This window comes from Bacillus sp. V26 (assembly GCF_034296245.1).
Lineage (GTDB): Bacteria > Bacillota > Bacilli > Bacillales > Bacillaceae > Bacillus > Bacillus halotolerans.
Window position 1 is genome coordinate 1,254,334 of the sequence record NZ_JAXKQF010000001.1, and the last position, 23,636, is coordinate 1,277,969.

The following is a 23,636-nucleotide window of genomic DNA, read 5'->3' on the forward strand; positions in this document are numbered from 1 at the left end:
CACCTCTAAGTTAAAACCACTCTGTTCTAGTGATCGTCCGTTCAATTTCAGGAAAAGAGTCGATAAACGCAAGAACACGCTGCAACTCTTTTTCTGTCTGAACGCGAGAGGAAGAAACAGCGGCAATTCCAAAGCTGGTTCTTTGCCATGTGTCCTGATAGCCAATCTCCGAAATCGAAACATTGAACTTATTTTGAACCCTGGTTAAGATCCGCTTCAGAACGGCGCGCTTTTCTTTTAACGATCCTGCATCATAAATGATGCATTCACATTCCGCAAATCCGATCACGTTCTTTCAATTTCTTGCATGACAAACGCTTCAAGGATGTCACCTTCACGAATGTCATTGTATTTCTTAATCGTTATACCACATTCGTAGCCTTGTGAAACTTCTTTCACATCGTCTTTAAAGCGTTTCAGAACGTCCACTTCGCCTTCGAAGATCACGACGCCGTCACGAATTAAACGGAGGCCGCTGTCGCGCGTAATCGTTCCTTCAGTAACATATCCGCCGGCAATCGTACCGATTTTAGATACTTTAAATGTTTGGCGCACTTCTACTTGACCAATTACTTTTTCTTCATATTCAGGATCAAGCATACCTTTCATAGCTGCTTCAATCTCGTCGATTACTTTGTAAATAATACGGTGAAGACGAATATCTACGTTTTCAGCTTCAGCCGTACTCTTAGCATTACCGTCCGGTCTCACATTAAACCCGATAACAATTGCATTGGAAGCAGATGCTAAAATAATGTCAGATTCTGTGATTGCACCAACGCCTGTGTGGATGATTTTCACTTTAACGCCTTCAACTTCAATTTTTTGAAGTGCGGCTGTTAAAGCTTCGGCAGATCCTTGAACGTCAGCTTTTACGATGAGGTTGATGTCTTTTACATCACCTTGTTTAATTTGCTCGAATAAGTCGTCAAGACTCAGCTTTGCTTTATCGCTGCGCTGCTCTTCAAGCTGTTTGGAAGCACGGGCTTCTCCAACAGAACGAGCTGTTTTTTCATCTTTAAAGACAAGGAATTGATCTCCCGCTTGAGGCACGTCATTTAGACCGGTAATTTCAACCGGAGTAGACGGTCCCGCTGTTTTCACACGGCGACCAATATCATTGACCATTGCACGGACACGGCCAAATGTATTGCCGACTACAATCGGATCACCGACATGCAGTGTTCCAGTCTGTACGAGCAATGTCGCAACTGACCCTCTGCCTTTATCAAGTTCCGCTTCAATAACAGTTCCTTTTGCCTGGCGGTTCGGGTTCGCTTTCAGTTCCTCTACCTCACTGACAAGCAAAATCATTTCAACGAGTTCATCAATGCCTTTTCCAGTTAAAGCGGAAAGCGGAACAAAAATCGTTTCTCCGCCCCAAGCTTCAGGCACTAGTCCGTATTCTGTCAGTTCTTGCATCACACGGTCAGGGTTTGCAGCTTCTTTATCAACTTTATTCACAGCAACGATGATCGGTACTTCTGCCGCTTTGGCGTGGTTGATCGCCTCTACTGTTTGCGGCATTACACCGTCATCCGCAGCTACAACCAGGATCGTAATATCGGTTACTTCCGCACCGCGTGCACGCATTGTTGTAAATGCGGCGTGACCCGGGGTATCCAAGAAAGTGATTTTCTTGCCGTTTTCTTCGATTTGGTAGGCTCCGATATGCTGAGTGATTCCGCCAGCTTCTCCTTCAACAACTTTTGTTTTACGGATGCTGTCAAGAAGCGTTGTTTTCCCATGGTCAACGTGACCCATGATTGTAACGACAGGAGGACGAATTTCAAGATCCTCTTCTTTGTCAGGCTCTTCGTATTTCTCTAATTCAGTTTCTTCAAGGACAATAACTTCTTCAGTTTCAACACCGTATTCTGATGCAATCAGTTCGATTGTGTCTTTATCGAGCTCTTGGTTAATGGTCGCCATAACTCCAAGAAGCATCAGTTTTTTGATGAGTTCAGAAGGCTCTTTGCCAAGCTCTTCAGCCAGCGCGCCGACTGTTAAAGTGCCTGAGAACGTAATTTTTTCAGGAAGCTCTTTTTTCGGCTTCACAGGCTTTTGCTGATGTTGGTTTCTGTTGTTGTTATTGTTGCGTTTATTTTTTTTGTTGTTGTTATTCTTCTTGTTTTTGTTAAATTGATTATTCTGCACGTCATTCTTCTTTCCGTCTCGAATTTTATTTGGTTGATTTCCAGCAGACTGCTGATTTACCCCTTGCGGCTGTTTGTTTTTGTTCGTTTCCGCAGGCTTTTGAGATTTAACGGCTGCGCCGCCTTTTTTAAATTTGGCATCAAGCTGTTTAATGGCCTTTTCTTCAAGCATGGCCATATGATTATTCACTTCTAAATCCATGTTCTTCAGTGCGGTCAAAATTTCCTTACTTGAAACATTTAACGCTTTTGCATATTCGTATACTCTCATTTTAGCCATTCGTTCACCCCCAAAAATATTAATCGAGCAAGCTGATCAGCTTATTCGCAAAACCTTGGTCAGTGACGGCGACAACGACACGGGATTCTTTACCGATAGAGCGTCCAAGAATCGCGCGATCCGCGACTTTTTTATAAGGAACTTTATAATAATTGCACTTGTCGGTTACTTTCTTTGCTGTGTTAGATGATGCATCCTCTGTAAGCAGGACAAGCTTCGCACGCGCATTCCTGATTTCTTTAATAACCAAGTCCTCGCCTGACACGACCTTACGAGCTCGATTGGCCAGACCCAGCAAGGGAAACCATTCCATTCCAGACATTTTATTTTTTCACCTTTTCCGCCAGTTCCAGCAATTCTTCGAAAATCTGGTCATCGATTTGTGATTGAAATTGATTTTGCAAAGTGTTTTTCTTTTTTGCCGCTAAGATGCACTCTTTATCCAGCGTTAAATAAGCACCCCGCCCGTTCTTTTTCCCGGTCGGATCTACTGAGATTTCGCCTTCTTTTGAACGTACAACTCGGATTAGTTCCTTTTTAGGCTTCATTTCTCCAGTCACTACACACTTGCGTAACGGGATCTTTTTGTGTTTATTCACCTAAGGTCACCTCTTATTCATCCGATTCAGCAGTTTCAGGCTCCGTAAAGAGCGGCTCTTCGTCGTCTTCTTCAAGTTCTCTCGGATAGATTCCAAGCTCTCTTGCGTCTGTTTCGCTCTTAATATCAATCTTCCAGCCTGTCAATTTAGCAGCTAAGCGTGCGTTTTGTCCTCTTTTGCCAATCGCCAGAGACAGCTGGTAATCAGGAACAATAACAGTTGTCGCTTTTTCTTCTTCATTCACGATGACATCCAGCACTTTCGAAGGGCTGAGCGCATTCGCGACAAATTCTACAGGATCATTCGACCAGTTGACAATGTCAATTTTTTCACCTTTTAATTCATTGACAATCGCCTGAACACGCTGGCCTTTAGGACCGACGCAAGAGCCCACCGGATCCACATCAGGATCATCAGTGCGAACAGAAATTTTCGAACGGTCGCCTGCTTCTCTGGCAACAGATTTCAGCTCTACAGTTCCATCATAAATTTCCGGCACTTCGATTTCAAATAAACGCTTCAAGAGGCCTGGGTGTGTTCTTGACACATAAATCTGCGGGCCTTTCGTCGTTTTTTCTACTTTTGTGATATACACCTTAATGCGGTCATGAGGCTTATAGCTTTCATTCGGCATTTGTTCATTAACCGGCAGCAAAGCTTCAATTTTGCCTAGAGACACATAGATAAATTTATTGTCCAGGCGCTGGACGATACCAGTCATGATGTCTTCTTCACGGTCAATAAACTCAGAATAGATCACACCGCGTTCAGCTTCGCGCACACGCTGTGTCACGACCTGCTTCGCTGTTTGGGCCGCAATGCGTCCGAAATCCTTAGGCGTTACTTCAATCTCTACAACATCGCCTACCATATATTCCGGGTGGATGCTTTGCGCCTCTTCGATTGAGATCTCCAGTCTTTGATCGTATACCTCATCAACGACATCTTTTCTTGCGAATACACGGATTGTACCTGTTTCACGGTTCAAATCCACCCGTACATTCTGCGCCTGATTAAAATTTCGCTTATAAGCAGAAATTAAAGCAGCTTCGATTGCTTCAATGATAATTTCTTTGCTGATGCCTTTTTCTTTTTCAAGAATGGTGAGAGCATCTAATAATTCACTGCTCATGTTAACGGTCTCCCCCCTTAAAACTTGTATTCATTAGAATGTTACAGCTAATCTTGCGTTAGCTATTTTTTCATACGGAATATCGATCCGTTTCTTTCTTGTTTTGATTGTCATCTCAACTGTCACTGTTTGTCCATCGAATTCAGCCAGCTGTCCTTCAAACACTTTTACGCCGTCAATCGGCTCATAGGTCTTAATGTATACATTTTTCCCAAGTGATTTTTCGAAATCGGCTTTTTTCTTTAATGGACGCTCAGCTCCCGGGGATGAAACCTCAAGAAAGTAATTTTGGCTGATTGGGTCTGCCTCATCAAGCTTCTCGCTTAGAGCTTCGCTTACTTTGGCACATTCCTCAATATCCACACCGTCATCGGAATCAATAAACACGCGAAGGAACCAGCTTTGACCCTCTTTGACAAATTCAATGTCAACGAGTTCGAGCTGAAGGCTGTCTACGATTGGCTGAGCCATTTCTTGAACGGTGTCAGTCACTTTTTTGCTCATGTTCTTCCTCCTTGTGCTGTCGATATCATATTCGACTCGTCACTCTGCATAAAAACCCTGCTTCAAAAGAGCAGGGGCTTTAAAGTAAACGATGAACATGTCGAGACAAAATTGTCTTGTTCAATACAAAAGAGCGGGTTTCCCCACTCTTTGCCTCGGTAATCGTTAGCATTTCCAATAAAACTATACCATAACCATATTTTTATTGCAAATGGATATACGTTTACCTTTACGCTGTTAAGCTGATCACAGGGACTCTTACTCATACGATTGCACTTTTGCCGCTCATGTATGCATAAAAGCCGAATTTCTTAAGAAATTCGGCTTTTATATGCTAAAACAGCGATAATTGGTTTTGATCCGGCAATGACTCCAAACAGCCGTGACGATCTAAATACTCTAAAATCGTTTTTGATACTTTTCCTCTCTTTTGCAAATCTTCTTTTGAGAGAAATTCTCCTTCTTCACGGGCCTTTACAATATTTAGAGCGGCGTTCGTACCTAATCCAGGAATAGAATTAAACGGCGGGATCAGGCTGTTGCCGTCAATAATAAATTCCGTTGCGCTGGAGCGGTATAAATCGACTTTTTGGAATGAATAGCCTCTTTCACACATTTCCAGCGCTAATTCTAATACTGTGAGAAGGTTTTTTTCCTTCGGCGACGCATCAAGCCCTTTGGAGTTGATATCCTCCATTACGGCTTTGATTGCTGTGGAGCCTTTGATCATTGTATCAATATCAAAGTCGTCTGCACGAACCGTAAAATAAGCCGCATAATACAGAAGCGCGTGATGCACTTTAAAGTAAGCAATACGGACCGCCATTAATACATAAGCCGCGGCGTGGGCTTTCGGGAACATGTATTTAATCTTTTTGCAGGAATCGATATACCAGTCTGGGACATTGTTATTTTTCATTTCTTCTTCCCATTCAGGCGTTAAACCTTTTCCTTTACGGACAAATTCCATAATTTTAAACGCCAGTGACGGCTCGAGCCCTTGATAGATTAAATAAACCATAATGTCATCACGGCAGCCGATCACCTCACTCAGCTCACAAATATTATTGTGAATGAGCTCTTGCGCATTACCGAGCCATACATCTGTTCCGTGAGACAGCCCTGAAATCTGAACGAGCTCAGAAAACGTTGTCGGCTTTGTGTCTTCAAGCATTTGCCGGACAAAGCGGGTTCCGAATTCAGGAATTCCCAGAGTGCCCGTTTTACATCCAATCTGTTCCTGTGTGACACCGAGTGATTCGGTTCCTTGGAAGATTTTCATTACTTCAGGGTCATCCGTCGGAATCGTTTTCGGATCAATTCCGCTTAAATCTTGAAGCATACGGATTACCGTCGGGTCATCGTGCCCCAGAATATCAAGCTTCAGCAGGTTGTCATGAATGGAATGGAAGTCAAAATGAGTCGTTTTCCATTCAGAACCTGTCGCATCTGCCGGAAACTGAATCGGAGAGAAATCATAAATATCCATATAATCCGGTACTACAATAATACCGCCAGGGTGCTGTCCGGTCGTCCGTTTTACACCTGTACAGCCCTGTACAAGCCGGTCGATTTCGGCGCCGCGCATATGGAGATTATTGTCGCCGGCATAGCCTTTTACGTAACCGTAGGCTGTTTTTTCTGCAACCGTGCCGATCGTTCCCGCACGATATACGTTGTCTTCTCCGAACAATACTTTTGTATAATTGTGGGCCTGCGGCTGATATTCCCCTGAGAAGTTCAAATCGATATCAGGTACTTTATCCCCTTTAAATCCCAGGAACGTTTCAAACGGAATATCGTGCCCGTCTTTTTTCAAAGGCGTTCCGCAATGAGGACACATTTTGTCAGGCAGGTCAAAACCTGAACCGATAGATCCGTCATTAAAGAACTCAGAATGCTGGCATTCAGCACATATATAGTGCGGCGGCAGCGGGTTCACCTCTGTGATCTCAGTAAGTGTCGCAACTAATGAAGAACCTACCGATCCCCGTGATCCTACCAGATACCCGTCATCGAGAGATCTCTTTACGAGTTTATGAGAGATCAAATAAATAACAGCAAAGCCGTGGCCGATGATACTTTTCAGTTCTTTTTCAATACGCGCTTCAACGATTTCAGGGAGCTGCTCTCCGTAAATGCTTCGTGCACGCTGATAGCTCATTTCCCTGATTTCTTCATCAGCGCCTTCGATTTTCGGCGTATATAAATCATCTTTAATCGGCTTGATGTCTTCAATTAAAGATGCAACCTTTTGTGTGTTGGTAACCACGATTTCCTTTGCTTTTTCTTCACCTAAGAAGGAAAAGGCTTCAAGCATTTCATCAGTCGTTCTGAAATGCACTTTCGGAAGTTCGTGTCTGTTCAGCGGATTCGCGCCGCCCTGAGAGGATACTAAAATCTTTCTGTAAATTTTGTCCTCATCATTCAAATAATGAACATTTCCTGTTGCGACAACAGGTTTATTAAGCTTTTCACCGAGCTTGGTGATATTCGTAATGATTTCTTTCAGCGATTTTTCATCGCGAACCAGTTCTAGCTCAAGCAAGTGGCGGTACACCTCAGGCGGTTGAACCTCGAGGTAATCGTAGAATGACGCAACATCCTCCACCTCTTCCGGCGACTTTTGCATCATGCCTTCAAAAACCTCTCCTCTGTCGCAGGCTGAACCGATCAGAAGGCCTTCCCTGTATTTCTCAAGCTGAGACCTTGGAATACGCGGTACTCTGTAAAAATAATGAATATGGGAAAGTGAAACGAGCTTAAATAAGTTTTTCAAGCCTGTGCTGTTCACCGCCAGCACTGTTGCATGATACGGTCTTGACCTTTGATAAGCGTTGGACTGACCCATATTTTCATTCAGCTGGTCATGATACTGAATGCCCTTTTCAGCAGCATCCTCCAGCATTTTCAAAAGCAAATAAGCGGTTGCCTCGGTATCATAGATCGCACGGTGGTGCTGTGTAAGTTCAATGTTAAACTTTTTACACAGCGTGTTCAGACGGTGATTCTTAAATTCCGGATAAAGAAAACGGCCGAGCTCCAGTGTATCAATGACAGGATTTTTTGCTTTTTCAACTTGGAGAAGCTTTTTGAAAGCAACGTTTAAAAATCCCATATCGAAGCTTGCATTATGGGCGACGAGAATATCATCGCCAATCCATTCTCTGAAATCTCTTATCACGTCTATTACATCCGGCGCGTCGACCAGCATATCATCAGTGATGCCTGTCAGTTCAATGATTGTCGCCGAAAGCGGACGATGCGGGTTGGCAAATGACTCAAATTTATCAATGATCTCCCCGCCTTTCACTTTTACAGCCGCCAGTTCAATAATCGTATCATACACAGCGGAAAGTCCGGTTGTTTCGACGTCAAAAACGACATATGTTTCTTCATCAAGCATACGGTGAGCGGGATTATAAGCAATCGGCACCCCGTCATCTACGATATTGGCTTCCATTCCGTAAATCATTTTAATTCCATGTTTTTGGGCAGCAGAATACGCATCTGGGAAGGATTGAACGACAGCATGGTCAGTCAAAGCGATCGCCTCATGCCCCCATTTTTTCGCCTGTTCAACAAGCTTTCCGATGCCTGTTACAGCATCCATTTGGCTCATTGGGGAATGCAGATGCAATTCTACCCTTTTTTCTCCTTCAGGCGCCGTGTCTTCACGGTTTTTTGCTTTTATCTCATTTACATCGTTTGCAATCATGACCAGATCTCGGACAAAGGTGTCGTTTTGAATGCTTCCGCGCGCTTTTACCCACATGCCTTTTTTCAGAGACTTCATCAGGGCCGCATCTTCTTTTTCTCTTGCAAACATTTTAATTAAGATACTATTTGTGTAGTCAGTAATTTTGAAGATGCACAGCGTGCGCCCGCTTTTCAGTTCTCTGGTTTCCACATCAAACACATAACCCTGAACCGTAATTCTCCGTTCCTCGTCCATTATGCTGTCAAGTGTTCTGATTTCCTCGTTATCTTTAATTTGATAGCCGATAACAAGAGGCCCTGAAGGAGCTTGATCTTCATCACTTTCTTTATCTTTCTTCTCCATTTCATTTAAAGCCTGCATCGCCCGTTCTTGATCTTCAGCTAGCTTTTGTTCCCGAAACTTTTGCACTTCTTGATCAGATACAAATATTTCAGCATCAAGCTGAAAATCAGGAAACCCAAATTGACGGTATCCCGCTTGAATCATCGCACTGTATTTGTTCTTAAGAGCAGATGCTTCTGTATCCGTTTTTGTTTTGACAATCAGTTTGTTGCCCTTCAGCTTTGGTTTTTGCTGGCTTAAGAGACTGATAATCGGCGGTGAAATGCCTTGCAGCTCTTCAATGCAGCGTGTCCAGTAATCCTGCACGAGGCCTTCATCAACCTCGGCATCATGCACTTCGATTGAAGACGTCACTTTTGCAATATGGGCAAACGATTGCGTCAGCCTCATGGTTAACATGTCATATATTTGATAAGGCAGCAAAGATTTAAATTTAAAATGAAAATGCCAGGATTTAGACGCTTTGTGTATCGTCAGCTTTTTAATCTCGCCATCTTCAAAGTATGTCATGAAGGTATCATCTGTCATATTAATCTGCTGCAGAAGAATTTGAAACTGCCTTCTGTTTACTGATAACTGTTCCATTAAGACAGTATCCCCCCTAAAAACATCATAAGTGAAGGTACCTCAGGCAATGAGGTACCTTCTATTATTTCTATTTTAACATGTTTTTTGATAAATCGTTATGGTGTTTACTGCTTGCTGATAAAAGCAGATAACTCATCAACAGAAACTTCTGTTGACTCACCTGTTTTGCGGATTTTCACTTCCACAATTCCTTCATCAGCCCGTTTGCCGACAGTAATACGGATTGGAAGACCGATTAGATCCGAGTCAGCAAATTTTACGCCGGCACGTTCCGCACGATCGTCATACAGCACTTCATAGCCTTTCGCCTTTAAATCAGCGTACAGCTTTTCAGCCAATTCTTTTTGCGCATCGTTTTTGATATTCAGTGCAAGAATATGAAGATCATACGGCGCGACGCTTTTTGGCCATATTAAGCCTTTTTCGTCGTGATGCTGTTCAGCAATAGCAGAAAGGGTTCTGGAAACACCGATTCCGTAACAGCCCATCAGCATTGGCTGTGCTCGTCCGTTTTCATCTAAATATGTCGCATTCATTGCTTCAGAATAACGAGTTCCAAGCTTAAAGACTTGTCCGACTTCGATTCCTTCTGCAAAACGGATCGTGCCTTTGCCGTCTGGTGACGGGTCGCCCTCCTTAATAAAGCGAAGATCGGCAAATTCTTTAATTTGCGCATCACGGGTTACGTTGACATTTTTATAATGATAATCTCCTTCATTCGCACCGGCAACAGCATTAACCATTGCTTTAACAGCGAAATCTGCATAGACGTCAATCTCTTGATTCACACCGATAGGTCCGACAAAACCAGGCTCTGTTCCAAGCTGCTGAACGACCTCTTCATGAGAAGCAAGTTCCATAACCTCTGCATGCAGAAGATTCTTCACTTTAATATCATTCACTTCGTGATCCCCTCTTACAAGCACCAGAACAAAACGGTCATCCGCTTTAAACAATACCGATTTAATGCAGGCTTCAGCTGAAACCTGTAAAAATGCAGTCAGCTCATCGATCGTTTTCACATTAGGAGTGTGCACTTTTTCTAAAGCGATAGGCTCTTCATTTGAAGGGACTTCCTGATAAAGAACCTCAGCCATTTCGATATTGGCTGCATATTGTGATTCATCAGAGTACGCAATGGTATCCTCTCCGATTTCAGAAAGTGCCATAAACTCATGTGTATCTTTTCCACCCATGGCACCTGAGTCAGCGATAACAGGTCTTACATTAATGCCGCAGCGGGCGAAAACATTAGAATACGCATTGTACATTTTTTGATATGTTTCATCCAAGCTCTCTTCAGAAGCATGGAAAGAATAAGCATCCTTCATAATGAATTCGCGGCCTCTTAATAAACCGAAGCGAGGGCGTTTTTCATCCCTGAATTTAGACTGGATTTGGTACAGAGTCAGAGGGAGACGCTTATAGGATTTAACCTCATCGCGAACGAGTGAAGTGATCACTTCTTCATGCGTTGCCCCTAAAGCAAATTCACGGCCGTGACGGTCTTTAAGTCTCATCAGTTCAGGACCGTACGTATACCATCTGCCTGATTCCTGCCATGTCTCAGCCTGCTGCAGCGCGGGCATAAGCATTTCTACAGCGTCGATTTTTTCCATTTCCTCACGGACGATCTGCTGAATGTTTTGAATAACCTTATACGCAAGAGGCATATAGCTGTATACCCCGCTCGTATTCTGTCTGATAAATCCTGCTCTTAGAAGAAGCTGATGACTTTTCGCTTCGGCATCAGCTGGAACTTCACGGAGCGTAGGAATAAGCGTCAAGCTTTGTCTCATTTCTTCGCACCTCTGATTGATTTACTTTTCATTTACAAAAACAGCCGCTGGATATCGTTCCATGTAACGACCAGCATAAGAAGCATTAGGAAAGCGACTCCGATAAACACCACAAAGGCTTCTTTTTCTCTGTTGATCGGTTTGCCCCGAATGGCTTCTATAAATAGAAACAACAGTCTTCCGCCGTCAAGAGCCGGAATCGGAAGCAGGTTGACGATACCAAGGTTAATACTTAAAAACGCAGCAAACTGGAATAAATTAATGATTCCCGTTTTTGCCACTTGGTCTGTCATATCGTATATGCCGACAGGACCTGAAAGCATATCAATTTTAAATTGTCCTGTCACTAATTTACTGAGATTTGTTAATATCGCTTTTGTAACATCAACAGTTGATGTTGCACCATAAGCAACTGCTGAGAGAACGCCTTTCTCAGTTGGCGCGTAAGAACCAAAGCGGCCGATTGTTTTTTTGTTCTCATCTTTAACGGCTTCCGGAGTAACTGAAATGTGGAGCGTTTTGTTATCTCTATTTACCTCAACGTCAATTTCTTTTTCCGGGTTTTCTTTTACCGCAGAGACAATGTCGGTCCAGGACCTCATCTTCTCTCCGTTAATGCTTTGAATGTAATCTCCTTCTTTTAGCCCTGCTTCGGCTGCCCGTCCGTTGTCTGTCAGTTGTCCAAGCATAGGCTCATTTGACGGAACACCCTGAATCAGCCCAAGCATCACTAAAATGACATAAGCCAATATGAAATTCATAATCGGACCTGCGGCAATCGCCTTAATTCGCTGCCACACAGGTTTGGAACCAAACTGGCGGTTATACGGCGCGATCTGAACTTCTTCTCCGTCTACAATGAAAAAGGAGGTTTCACTCACACTAAAGCTGGAAAGCTCATCCTCTTTCCCCTGTTCATAGCCGGTGATCTTCATGTCATGCTCTAGGTCCGCCGTTTCCACCTCGATAATTAAAGCATCCGGGTATTTTTCCTTTTGATTGATGATGACTTTTTCCACCTGATCCTCTTTGTTAAAAAGAAGCCCGATCGTGTAGCCGGGTTTCACCTCAATCATTTCCGGATCTTCGCCGGCCATGCGGACAAACCCGCCGACCGGGAGAAGTCTGATCGTATAAACCGTTTCATTTTTTTTGAATGAAAAGATTTTTGGACCAAAGCCGATCGCAAATTCACGGCACAAAATTCCCGCTCTTTGGGCTAACAACAAATGGCCCAGTTCATGGAAGAAAACGAGCGTTCCGAAAATAATGATAAACGCTATAACTGTATTCACGAACATACCACCTTATGTGAGTATTGAATTGACGTATCCCCGGGTATCTTTGTCCACTTCCTGAATGTCTGCCAAGCTAGGCTTTTGAATAACCTGATGGCGGTTTAATGCCTTTTCGATACAGTCTTCAATCGCTAAAAACGATATCTTGCCCGTTAAAAAGGCGGCGACAGCCACTTCATTTGCCGCGTTTAGCACAGTCGGCATTGTTTCCCCTATTTTACCTGATTCAAAGGCAAATTGTAAGCAGCGGAACCTGTCAAAGTCAGCTTTCTCAAAATGAAGACTGCCGATTTCCCACAGCTCGAGCCTTTTGGCGTCTGGCAATGGCAATCGGTCGGGATAGGTGAGCGCATATTGAATCGGAACCCTCATATCAGGAGTGCCGAGCTGTGCAATCACACTTTTGTCATGAAACTCTACCATGGAATGGATGATGCTCTCCTTATGTAAGACCACATCGATTTGTTCATATGGAATATCGAAAAGCCAATGCGCCTCAATCACCTCTAATCCCTTATTCATCATTGTAGCCGAATCAATTGTAATTTTTGCACCCATTGACCAATTCGGGTGCTGTAATGCATCTTCAATTGTAACTGTTTCGAGCTGCTCCCGCGTCTTGTCCCGAAAACTTCCGCCGGACGCCGTAATGATAAGGCGATCAATGTTTTTAGCCTGTTCGCCTTGTAGGGCTTGAAAAATGGCTGAATGCTCACTGTCAACGGGCAGCAGCGGAACATTGTATTTCTTAGCATGTTCTTTAACTATATGCCCGGCAGTGACAAGAGTTTCCTTATTTGCAAGCGCAATTGTTTTTTTCTGTTCGATCGCCTTTAACGTAGGGATGAGACCGACACTTCCAAGCAAGGCATTGACAACAATATCGACTTCCTCCATAACTGCCGCTTCAATCAGGCCTTCTTCACCAAGCCCGATCTGGCAATCAAATGAAAAAGAAACTTGTTTTAATTTGTGATATGTATCCAGATCACCGACAGATACAAACTTCGGCTGAAAGGCCTCTATCATCGGCACGGCCTTATCAATATTTTTGCCGAACGACATAGATACCAGCTGAAATTGGTCTTGGTGCGTACGCAATACGTCAAGAGTCTGTTCGCCGATTGATCCTGTTGCTCCTAAAAGACAAATATTTTTCAAAGTGCCACTACTCCTATTCTTTTTGCTGCATATTCAGTCTCATATTCATATTAGACTTTTTTATGAAAAAAGGGCAAGCAGAAAGTACAAGAAAGGCATGACAAACAAAAAACTGTCAAAACGGTCTAGCACACCGCCATGCCCGGGAAGGATCTTCCCAGAATCCTTTACATCGTAATGTCTTTTCAGAGCGGATTCTACTAAATCCCCAATCTGTCCGAAAACAGACAAAAACAGTGTGATCAAAAGCAGATAGAAATATGGGATCGGCAAGTTTGCGACAAGCTGAAAAATCGTCGAAAGTACAAGTGCAATGACGATTCCGCCTACAAATCCCTCAACTGTTTTATTAGGGCTGATTTCAGGCCACAGTTTTCGTTTCCCAAGCGATTTCCCGACAAAATATGCACCGGAATCAGTCGACCAAATCACGACACAGGCATAAAAAATGTATGTCAGCCCGTGCTGATCAAGGTTTCTGATTTCAATAAAATAATGAAAACACATTCCGATGTAAATCGTTGCAAGGGTAATAAAGCCGACTTCATCAAAGGTAAAAGTGTTCTTCACCAATACTGTGTACGTCAGTAAAATCAGTACTGCGAACAAAGCCGTTTCAATTTTCGAGATACCATTCGCTTCAAAAAAAGAATACTGGCTTGGCATTAAGAACATCCATAACAATAAAAGACTGATCAATCCAGGCAGTGAAACAAGCTTAAGTTTTTTCATCCGCAGAAGCTCAAAAAGCGCTACACTGCCCATTGCATAAACTAATATGGTGAACGGCAAATTCCCGACAATAACTAAAAATAAAAAAACAATTGCTGCCAGAACACCTGTCAAAATTCTTTGTTTCATGTCCACCATCCTCTAAATTCCGCCAAACCTCCGGCCCCGTTGCTGATATTCTCCTAACGCCTGCAAGAAATGATTTTCTTTAAAGTCAGGCCACAGAACGTCAGTAAAGACAAATTCACTGTAGGCAACCTGCCAAAGCATAAAGTTGCTTAGTCTAATCTCGCCGCTCGTTCGAATTAAAAGTTCAGGATCCTGCAAAGATTCAGTCATTAAATGATTAGAAAAAAGCGATTCATCAATGTCTTCTATTTTCAAAGAACCATCCTTCACTTTTTCCGCGAGTGTTTTTGCAGCAGTGACAATTTCAGTACGCCCTCCATAATTGAGAGCAAAATTAAGGATCAGTCCGTCATTTTGCGCCGTATCCTTTACAGCCTTTTCAATCGCACGCATTGTGTGCGGCGGCAAGGCTGATTCATCTCCTATAATCCGGACCTGCACATTCTCCTCAACGAGTTCCGGCAGATACGTATTTAAAAACTCTTCAGGAAGCTTCATCAAAAAATCAACTTCCATTTTCGGCCGCTTCCAGTTTTCTGTTGAAAATGCGTACAGGGTCAGTACCTTGACACCCAATTCGTTAGCAAGCTTTGTTGTCCTTTTAACCACCTTCATTCCTTCGTGGTGGCCTGCAATTCGGGGGAGAGAGCGTTTTTTAGCCCAACGGCCATTTCCATCCATTATAATGGCGATGTGTTCGGGGATTTCTCCCTTAAGTATGTCTTCTTTTGTATAGCGTTCTAAGTTGGAAGCCGCAGTTTGCTGGTTCTTCCAATTTTTGAGTATGTTGAGCATGAGATTCCTCCGTCACCCAAAAAGGTTGCATTCCCTGCTGATAACCAATGTAATCAACAGTATTAACAAAAAAACCCCCTGTAAACATGAGAGGGTCTTTTCACTATTATCTATTGTACATAGTTTTTCATTAAACTTCCATGATTTCTTTTTCTTTGTCTTTTGTGACACTGTCAATTTTTGACACATATTCATCTGTCAGTTTTTGAACATCTTCATTGGAAGCACGCAGCTCATCTTCAGTGATGTCTCCGTTTTTCTCAAGTTTTTTGAGATCATCGTTCGCATCACGGCGTACATTTCGTACAGCTACTTTTGCGTCTTCAGCATATTTTTTTACAACTTTGACTAATTCTTTACGTCTTTCTTCTGTTAGCGCAGGAATCGCAATGCGAATCATATTGCCGTCGCTCGTTGGCGTTAAGCCTAAATCCGCTTTTAAAATTGCTTTTTCGATATCACCGATTGCTGACTTGTCGTATGGTGTTATGACCAGCATACGAGCTTCAGGCACGTTAATAGAAGACAGCTGGTTTAAAGGTGTCTGCGCTCCGTAATATTCAACTGTTACTTTATCTAATAAAGATGGGTTCGCACGGCCTGCGCGTACAGTAGCCAATTCACGCTGATAAGCAGCAATTGCTTTTTCCATTTTTTCTTTCGTTTGTGTTAATACTTCTTTTGACACGTTATTTCCCCCTCACGATCGTTCCGATTGATTCGCCTGTCACGGCGCGTTTAATATTTCCTTCTTCCATAATAGAAAAGACGATTAGCGGAATGTCATTATCCATGCATAATGATGATGCTGTTGAATCCATCACTTCCAAGCCGTCTTTTAGAACGTCAAGGTAAGAAAGCGATTCATATTTTACAGCTGATTCATCTTTTCTAGGATCAGCATTATACACACCGTCAACATTGTTTTTAGCCATTAAAATAACGTCTGCTTCAATTTCAGCAGCGCGCAGTGCAGCTGTCGTATCAGTTGAGAAATATGGGTTTCCTGTACCCGCAGCAAAAATAACGACACGTTTTTTCTCTAAGTGGCGTATCGCTTTTCTTCTGATATACGGTTCAGCAACTTGTCTCATTTCAATGGATGTTTGCACTCTGGACTGGATTCCGAGTGTTTCCAAGCTGTCTTGAAGAGCAAGCGAGTTCATCACTGTCGCCAGCATCCCCATATAGTCTGCAGTTGCGCGGTCCATGCCCAGGTCACTTCCTGTTTTTCCGCGCCATAAGTTGCCGCCGCCTACTACAACAGCCACTTCGACTTCAAGCTCAGCGATTTCTTTCACTTGCTTTGCAATGGATTGAATGACAGTAGGGTTAATTCCGTTACCCTGTTCCCCTGCCAATGCTTCCCCGCTAAGCTTTAATACGATACGTTTGTATTTTGGTTTTTCCATAATAACCTCCAAGTGTAAACATTGCCGTTTTCTATTATGCAAGAGAAAAAAAGGTTTGTAAATATAGTTTTAAAAATAGGGAACACAAAGTGTGTCCCCTATACTGCCTGAAAAGACGCGACTTGATCGCGACATCTTTTCACCATTATTTTTTCACTTGGTTCATTACTTCTTCAGCAAAGTTTTCTTGACGTTTTTCGATACCTTCGCCAACTTCATAGCGAACGAAAGTTTCAACAGTTGCGTTTTTCGCTGCAACAACTTGTTTCACTTTTTCATCTGGGTTTTTAACGAATGCTTGGTCTAACAGACAAATTTCTTCGAAGAATTTGTTCAGACGGCCTTCAACCATTTTCGCTACGATGTTTTCAGGTTTTCCTTCTTGAAGAGCTTGCTGAGTTAAGATTTGACGCTCATGGTCTGTTTCTTCTTCTGATACTTGGTCACGAGAAATGTAACGAGGGTTAACCGCAGCAACATGCATTGCGATATCTTTCGCAGTTTCTTCGTCAGTTGTACCGTTAAGAACAGTTAATACGCCGATGCGTCCGCCCATGTGAAGGTAAGCACCGAATGCAGAGCTGTCATCTTTTGTAAGAACAGCAAAGCGGCGAAGCGTGATTTTCTCACCGATTTTAGCAACTGCACTTGTAATGTACTCTTCTACAGTAGAGCCGTTGTCCATTTTTTGGCCCATTGCTTCTTCAACATCTGCAGGAGTGTTTGCAAGAAGGTGGTCAGCCAATGTGTTAAGAAGCTCTACGAAGCCTTCGTTTTTCGCAACGAAATCAGTTTCAGAGTTTACTTCTAAAATAACACCTTTGTTGCCGTCAGTTTTAATAAGAGTTGAACCTTCTGCTGCGATACGGTCAGCTTTTTTCGCTGCTTTTGCAATTCCTTTTTCTCTAAGAAGGTCAATTGCTTTGTCCATATCTCCATCAGTTTCAGTTAACGCTTTTTTACAATCCATCATACCCGCGCCAGTTTTTTGACGCAGTTCTTTTACTTGCTGTGCAGTAATAGCCATTTGTATTCCTCCTTATATGTTTAAACAAGATATGTATCATGACATTTTTCTTGAAAAAAGGTGATAAAAGGCAGTCCCTCTTATCACCTTTTGAATAGGTTACGCAGTTGTTGTTTCAGTTTCTGGTGCAGTTTCTTCAGCAACTTCCGCTTCTTCTTCGCCTTGCTTCGCTTCTAAGATTGCATCTGCCATTTTAGAAGTTAGAAGTTTAACAGCGCGGATAGCGTCATCGTTCGCAGGAATAACAACATCGATTTCATCAGGATCACAGTTAGTATCTACAATTCCGATGATAGGGATGTTTAATTTGCGAGCTTCCGCAACAGCGATGCGCTCTTTGCGAGGATCGATGATGAACAATGCATCAGGAAGATCCTTCATTTCTTTAATTCCGCCTAGGAATTTTTCAAGACGCTCTAATTCTTTTTTCAATTGAACGACTTCTTTTTTAGGAAGTACTTCAAACGTACCGTTTTCTTGCATTTTTTCAATGTCTTTAAGACGTTTAATACGTTTTTGGATTGTTTCAAAGTTTGTTAATGTACCGCCCAACCAGCGTTGGTTGACATAGTACATGCCAGAGCGTTGAGCTTCTTCTTTAACAGAATCTTGAGCTTGTTTTTTTGTGCCGACGAAAAGGATTCTTCCGCCTTCAGCAGCAAGATTTTTAGTGAAGTTGTAAGCTTCCTCTACTTTTTTGACCGTTTTTTGAAGGTCAATGATGTAGATTCCGTTACGCTCCGTGAAAATGTAACGCTTCATTTTTGGGTTCCAACGGCGTGTTTGGTGACCGAAGTGAACACCAGCTTCAAGCAATTGCTTCATAGAAATGACTGACATGTTATTTCCTCCTAATATAATGGTTTTTTTCCTCCGCTTAGGTCATTTTTGTGCAGAACTGCCGCCTGCAGCACCCTCTGCATAAATCGTTAAGCGTGTGTATTTAACACCAAGACATAATATAACACAGCTTTATGCGACAATCAAGAATCCTTTACAGCTTTGGAGCGAAATTTTAAAAATAGCTCGATTTCTGTCTTTCCGCTCTTCAATTTCTGAGCAATTTCACCAGCTGAATATCCCTGTTCATATAATGCCATAACTTCATCTTCAAATGATCGGGCATCGCTGTTTACGTTCTCTTCCGCCCTCTCAACCTCGTTGATCAGACCTTCGATATGCTCGGGAAGAGCGTTGTCTTCTACCTGAACAGCACCTCGCTCTGAATGTTGTTCAGCGTGATGATGCTCTTCCTTCTGTTTTTCTTCAGTTTGAACAGAAGGTACATCCAAGTTGTCTATCAACTTCTCATTTTCTTCTTTTAGTTCAAGAAGAAATGCCGCAAGTGTGTTCTCCGTCTCTTCCAGCAGCTTCTTTTGCTGTTTTTCTGTTTCTTTCACAGCTGCGAGCCTCATATACAGGATAATGACAGCGTACAGAAGAACGCCGTGAAGCGTGAAGCTTAAAAGCCATAATAGTGTTGACATGTTTTTCACTCGCTAATCATGAGAATTCTTTATTGAATTACTTTTTCAAGCAGATTCTTTAATTTAAATAGTGCCTTTGAATGTATTTGTGATATACGGGACGTAGAAAGATTCAATACCTGTCCGATTTCTGTCAGTGTCAATTCCTCTTTATAGAACAAACTGACCACAAGCTGTTCTTTTTCAGAGAGTTCGTGAATTTTGTCCGCAAGCTGCGCTATCAGCTCATCTTTCATGATCTTTTCTTCCGGCGGGACATTTTTGTCATCTCTGATCATGACCTGGATGTTTTCCCCGTCATCCTGATCATGAAGCTTTTCGTCAATTGACAGCAGATTTGCAAAAAAACCTTCATTCATTGTTGACACTACATCCTGTTCCGTCATTCCGAGTTCCTCTGCAATTTCTGCGGGCGATACATTCCGAAGATAGCGCTGTTCAAGCTTTTCAATCGCCGCTTCAACCTTCTTTGTTTTTTCACGCGAGGTTCTGGGCAGCCAATCCTCTTTACGAAGCCCGTCAATAATTGCACCGCGAATTCTAAACGAGGCGTAGGTATCAAATTTTAAGTCCCGGCTGGGGTCAAATTTTTCAAGGGCATCATATAAACCAAGCATACCAAGGCTCATAAGATCGTCTTTATGCACTGATTTTGGCAGTCCGACAGAAATTCTGCCTACATGATATGTGACAAGCGGCATGTAACGGCGCATTAAATCATCACCGGCCTTAGGATCTTTCCACTCTTTCCAGCGCGACCAAAGCACCTGATCTTCATAATTCAAGGATTGCATTGTTATCCCCCTAATACCTTAATTAAATCGTTTTTTCACCTTGTTTAACAGTTCGAATATGCAGCATACAGGACTTCGGTTCAAATTCTATCGTCCGGCCGCTTGAGCCTCCCGTATCTTCACTGATAATCGGAATATTATATAACGACAGCTGTTCCTTTATCGCCAAGACATTTCTCGGTCCGATCTTCATCAAATCATTCGTCATTTTAAATTTAAACATCTCTGATCCGCCGGCAAGCTTTGCTTTTAACGCAAACTTTCGGCAGCCCGCTTCTACCAGCATATCAATCGTAGCTTTTACAGCGGTATCGGCATATTTTGCCCGATTGAGTTCAGCTGTTTTTGATAACGTCGAATCCGGCAGCATGACATGGACAAGCCCCGCCGTTTGCTTTTCTTTATCGTAAAGCACCAGCCCTACGCACGATCCTAAACCAGACGTCCGGATTGAATCCGGGAAGCGGGCGATCTTCACGTCCGCAATTCCAACCTTTACAACAGCAGCCGCAGTTGTACTCATAATGAAGCACCCAAGGCGACAAAGAGCTTTTCAAATGAATCATAGTCCGGCAGCATAAACATATGCGCTTTTAGCTCCTGCTGATGGCTTTGGTCAAAAATTGACGTATCAACAACAATTGCATGTTCTCCAACCTGACTGAGCTCCATCAGACCTTCACTGATGACAGCACCGAACATGTCCAGTGAAACTTCTGGAACACTCGGGTAAAGCTGGAGTTTCGTCAAATCAGCCAATGCCGTTAAATACGATCCTGCTAAAATATTGCCCAGTTCATGCAAAGCGGAAGAACTCATATGATCTTCACCCAGGTTTTCTATATCAAAATCCGGGTTGCCGATCAGCTCTCTGATAAACTGCTCCGCCTGATAAAAAGGCATTATAAAGAACATTGAGCCCGTCAAATCGCCTTCCATTCTTAAAAAGATGCTGGCGACCGGCATTTCTGCTCCGCCGAAAAAGTCTACAAGTTCATCAAACGATAGTAACTTTGCAAACGGGACTTCCATATCAATCTTTCTATTTAACAGCTGGGCCATTGCAGAAGCAGAGTGGCCGGCTCCGATATTGCCGACTTCCCGCAAAATGTCCATCTGCTCTTCTTTGATTCCATTAAAAATACTCATGTCATAACCCCTTTAAGATTAAGCTTGATCGGGCACAGCGGACTGAGATGATTCTTTATCCAAAACCGCATTTGCATCAATAATATTTAAGAGCCTGTTCTCTTGTTTTACAATCTGTTTAATCGACACATACGTGTCTTTTTGAACACTTTCCGGAGCGGACTCTATTTCACTTTCATGAACTGTTATGACATCATTTGCTTCATCCACAATCCAGCCGACTTCAATATCACGATAAGCAATAATGATAATTCGTGTTTCATCGGTAATTTCATACTCAGGCAAGCTGAGACGCTTTCTTAAATCAATAACCGGAGTCACCACGCCGCGCAAATTGATCACTCCGCAAATATAAGATTCAACGCCTGGCACTCTCGTTGGCTTTTGCCATTTCTCAATTGATTTCACCTGAGTGACAGAAATGGCATATTCTTTGCCATTTACCATAAAGACAATCATTTTTTCGCCTGTTTTAATTTCTGCAGTCATGTGAGACACCTCCTCGTATGGTTAAATAATCAGTGCATTACAATCGATAATGAGCGCTACTTCTCCATCTCCTAAAATAGTAGCTCCGGAAATCGCAAAGACGTTTGTTAAATAATCTCCGAGTGATTTCAGCACAACTTCCTGCTGGCCAATAAAGGAGTCCACCACAAATGCAGTAGGTTTGTCGCCTTTTTTCACGACAATGATATGGAGCAGTTCCGCATCTTGTCTTGTATCTTCTATTTTAAACTCTTCTTTTAAATAAACGACAGGGACAATATGCCCTCTAAAATCGATTACTTCACGGTCATGCGTTTGCAGAATATCTTTTCTGTCTATAACTGCCGTTTCAATTATAGAAGAAATCGGAATCGCAAATGTCTCTTCTTCCAATTTGATCAGCAGAACTGAAATAATGGACAGTGTAAGCGGAAGCTGAATGCTGAATAGTGATCCTTGTCCTTCTGCAGATTTCACACTGACTGAACCGCCGAGTGACTCGAGTTTATTTTTCACAACATCAAGCCCGACACCCCGCCCGGAAATATCCGAAATTTGATCAGCAGTAGAGAACCCCGGAGCAAATATCAATTCATAAATTTCATTGTCTTCTAAGGTTTCAGCTTCTCTTTCTGTAATGACACCGCGCTCAAGCGCTTTTTCAAGGATTTTTTTGCGATTAAGTCCTGCCCCGTCATCCTCTACTTCAATAAAGACGTGATTTCCGCTGTGATAAGCTTTCAGCACAACTTTTCCAGACTCAGGTTTTCCTTTTTGCAAACGTGTTTCCGGAGACTCAATTCCATGGTCAATACTGTTTCTGATTAAGTGAACGAGCGGATCTCCAATTTCATCAATTACTGTTCGATCAAGTTCTGTTTCCGCGCCGATGATGGAGAGTTCGATTTTTTTATTCAGCTCTTTTTGAAGCTGGCGAATCATTCTTGGGAAACGGTTAAAAACAGTTTCAACCGGAACCATTCTCATGTTGAGAATAATAGACTGCAAATCGCCGGAAATTCTCGTCATTCGCTCTACTGTTTCAGTCAATTCATTGTGCTCAAGCTCTTTTGCAATCTGCTCAAGACGCCCGCGGTCAATGACAAGCTCTTCAAATAAGTTCATTAAAGAATCAAGCCTGTCGATATTGACACGAATTGTTTTAGATCCGCCTGATGTATGCTTCGACTGTTCCTCGTTTTTAGCAGGCTGCTTTTGTTTATCCTGCTCAACAGGTGCCTGTGCAGCAGCTGGTGTATCCGCCTGAGGCTCCTCCGGATTTTCGGCTGGTTGTAAAGGCGAGCCCTGAATAATTTCAACATGCTCGACCTCTGAAACTCCGTTGATGATCTGTTCAACGTCTTCAGCCGTTTGATTCGTTAAGAAGCACACCTGGAAGTCAGTGCCGAAATCTTCCGTCTCAAGCACTTCCGCACTCGGTATTGTTTTGGCTACTTCTCCGATCTCATTGAGCTTCTCAAAAACCATATATACACGAACCGCTTTTAACATACAGTCTTCTTTCAGAGAAATCGTGATTTCATACCGTTTGAAACCTTGCTCCTCCGCTTCTTCTATCACTGTTCGTTCAAACTCATCATATCCCCAATCAGATGCTGAACCCTTCGCTTCAGCAGGTTCCGCTGAAGCAGCAGTCTCAGCATGCGCACCGTTCACGTCAAGCTTTGCGCTCACTTCGGAGATGTCTCTTTTACCATCCCCGCCGTCAATAATAGACTGAACCATTGCTTCCAGATGATCCAGCGCTTCAAACAAGATATCCATCCAGTCTGATGTAACTGCCATATCTCCGTTTCGAAAAGCATCCAATACGTTTTCAAGCAGATGGGTTAAATGGGCTAAATCCGTATACCCCATCGTTGCGCTCATACCTTTTAGTGTATGGGCTGCCCTGAATATATCGTGAACGAGCTGAAGATCTGTCGGGTCTTTCTCTAAAAGGAGAAGCTTTTCATTACATGTTTGTAAATGTTCTTTACTTTCATCAATAAAGACATCTAAATATTGATTCATATCCATTT

Annotated in this window: 22 protein-coding genes; all 22 read right to left on the reverse strand. The window is 42.8% G+C overall.

Annotated elements, in window-relative coordinates; genetic code table 11:
* Positions 1 to 10: 10 nt before the first annotated feature.
* Positions 11 to 289: a DUF503 domain-containing protein gene (locus UJ203_RS06360; RefSeq protein ID WP_003220950.1), complete on the reverse strand. Its 279-nt coding sequence runs from the start codon at positions 287 to 289 to the stop codon at positions 11 to 13.
* Entirely contained in the window at positions 286 to 2,436 is a 2,151-nt protein-coding gene (gene infB / locus UJ203_RS06365; protein WP_105991182.1) for a translation initiation factor IF-2, read from the reverse strand. The genes UJ203_RS06360 and infB overlap by 4 nt, the downstream gene beginning before the upstream one ends.
* Before the next feature lie 19 nt (positions 2,437 to 2,455).
* The gene (locus UJ203_RS06370; RefSeq protein ID WP_024121429.1) at positions 2,456 to 2,758 is read right to left on the reverse strand and encodes a YlxQ family RNA-binding protein; all 303 of its coding nucleotides are present in this window, start codon (positions 2,756 to 2,758) and stop codon (positions 2,456 to 2,458) included.
* A 1-nt stretch (position 2,759) separates the two neighbouring features.
* Positions 2,760 to 3,035 carry a glucose-induced regulator RulR gene (gene rulR / locus UJ203_RS06375; protein WP_010334283.1) on the reverse strand — a complete coding sequence of 92 codons (276 nt, stop codon included), beginning with the start codon at positions 3,033 to 3,035 and terminating at the stop codon, positions 2,760 to 2,762.
* 13 nt (positions 3,036 to 3,048) lie between these two features.
* Complete coding sequence (gene nusA / locus UJ203_RS06380) at positions 3,049 to 4,167, reverse strand: transcription termination factor NusA (RefSeq protein WP_024121428.1); 1,119 nt, start codon at positions 4,165 to 4,167, stop codon at positions 3,049 to 3,051.
* A 33-nt stretch (positions 4,168 to 4,200) separates the two neighbouring features.
* Positions 4,201 to 4,671: a ribosome maturation factor RimP gene (rimP, locus tag UJ203_RS06385; protein ID WP_024121427.1), complete on the reverse strand. Its 471-nt coding sequence runs from the start codon at positions 4,669 to 4,671 to the stop codon at positions 4,201 to 4,203.
* Between the two features lie 334 nt (positions 4,672 to 5,005).
* On the reverse strand, positions 5,006 to 9,319 hold the full coding sequence (locus tag UJ203_RS06390; protein ID WP_322009216.1) for a PolC-type DNA polymerase III: 4,314 nt from the start codon (positions 9,317 to 9,319) through the stop codon (positions 5,006 to 5,008).
* Positions 9,320 to 9,426: 107 nt separating this feature from the next.
* Positions 9,427 to 11,121, reverse strand: coding sequence for a proline--tRNA ligase (gene proS, locus UJ203_RS06395; RefSeq protein WP_322009220.1), 1,695 nt, complete (start codon positions 11,119 to 11,121; stop codon positions 9,427 to 9,429).
* 32 nt (positions 11,122 to 11,153) lie between these two features.
* Positions 11,154 to 12,422, reverse strand: a complete 1,269-nt coding sequence (rseP, locus tag UJ203_RS06400) for an RIP metalloprotease RseP (RefSeq protein WP_105954244.1) — start codon at positions 12,420 to 12,422, stop codon at positions 11,154 to 11,156.
* A gap of 6 nt (positions 12,423 to 12,428) precedes the next feature.
* Complete coding sequence (gene dxr / locus UJ203_RS06405) at positions 12,429 to 13,580, reverse strand: 1-deoxy-D-xylulose-5-phosphate reductoisomerase (RefSeq protein ID WP_322009223.1); 1,152 nt, start codon at positions 13,578 to 13,580, stop codon at positions 12,429 to 12,431.
* 60 nt (positions 13,581 to 13,640) lie between these two features.
* The gene (gene cdsA, locus UJ203_RS06410; RefSeq protein WP_081638302.1) at positions 13,641 to 14,450 is read right to left on the reverse strand and encodes a phosphatidate cytidylyltransferase; all 810 of its coding nucleotides are present in this window, start codon (positions 14,448 to 14,450) and stop codon (positions 13,641 to 13,643) included.
* 3 nt (positions 14,451 to 14,453) lie between these two features.
* Positions 14,454 to 15,236 carry an isoprenyl transferase gene (locus UJ203_RS06415; RefSeq protein ID WP_024121421.1) on the reverse strand — a complete coding sequence of 261 codons (783 nt, stop codon included), beginning with the start codon at positions 15,234 to 15,236 and terminating at the stop codon, positions 14,454 to 14,456.
* Positions 15,237 to 15,366: 130 nt separating this feature from the next.
* Entirely contained in the window at positions 15,367 to 15,924 is a 558-nt protein-coding gene (frr, locus tag UJ203_RS06420; RefSeq protein ID WP_024121420.1) for a ribosome recycling factor, read from the reverse strand.
* Between the two features lies 1 nt (position 15,925).
* Positions 15,926 to 16,648 carry a UMP kinase gene (gene pyrH, locus UJ203_RS06425; protein ID WP_010334275.1) on the reverse strand — a complete coding sequence of 241 codons (723 nt, stop codon included), beginning with the start codon at positions 16,646 to 16,648 and terminating at the stop codon, positions 15,926 to 15,928.
* Between the two features lie 145 nt (positions 16,649 to 16,793).
* Entirely contained in the window at positions 16,794 to 17,675 is an 882-nt protein-coding gene (tsf, locus tag UJ203_RS06430) for a translation elongation factor Ts (protein ID WP_024121419.1), read from the reverse strand.
* 99 nt (positions 17,676 to 17,774) lie between these two features.
* A complete protein-coding gene (gene rpsB / locus UJ203_RS06435; RefSeq protein ID WP_024121418.1) occupies positions 17,775 to 18,515 on the reverse strand; it encodes a 30S ribosomal protein S2 in 741 nt (246 codons plus the stop codon).
* A gap of 143 nt (positions 18,516 to 18,658) precedes the next feature.
* Positions 18,659 to 19,162: a Swarming motility protein SwrB gene (locus tag UJ203_RS06440; protein ID WP_322009230.1), complete on the reverse strand. Its 504-nt coding sequence runs from the start codon at positions 19,160 to 19,162 to the stop codon at positions 18,659 to 18,661.
* Between the two features lie 29 nt (positions 19,163 to 19,191).
* On the reverse strand, positions 19,192 to 19,956 hold the full coding sequence (gene sigD, locus UJ203_RS06445; RefSeq protein WP_010334270.1) for an RNA polymerase sigma-28 factor SigD: 765 nt from the start codon (positions 19,954 to 19,956) through the stop codon (positions 19,192 to 19,194).
* A 22-nt stretch (positions 19,957 to 19,978) separates the two neighbouring features.
* Complete coding sequence (gene cheD, locus UJ203_RS06450) at positions 19,979 to 20,479, reverse strand: chemoreceptor glutamine deamidase CheD (RefSeq protein ID WP_059292774.1); 501 nt, start codon at positions 20,477 to 20,479, stop codon at positions 19,979 to 19,981.
* Positions 20,476 to 21,105 (reverse strand): CheY-P phosphatase CheC, encoded by a 630-nt coding sequence (gene cheC, locus UJ203_RS06455; protein WP_024121415.1) that lies wholly within the window; start codon positions 21,103 to 21,105, stop codon positions 20,476 to 20,478. The genes cheD and cheC overlap by 4 nt, the downstream gene beginning before the upstream one ends.
* Before the next feature lie 18 nt (positions 21,106 to 21,123).
* A complete protein-coding gene (gene cheW, locus UJ203_RS06460) occupies positions 21,124 to 21,594 on the reverse strand; it encodes a chemotaxis protein CheW (protein ID WP_105954241.1) in 471 nt (156 codons plus the stop codon).
* Between the two features lie 21 nt (positions 21,595 to 21,615).
* Positions 21,616 to 23,634 carry a chemotaxis protein CheA gene (gene cheA, locus UJ203_RS06465; RefSeq protein ID WP_322009235.1) on the reverse strand — a complete coding sequence of 673 codons (2,019 nt, stop codon included), beginning with the start codon at positions 23,632 to 23,634 and terminating at the stop codon, positions 21,616 to 21,618.
* Positions 23,635 to 23,636: the final 2 nt, after the last annotated feature.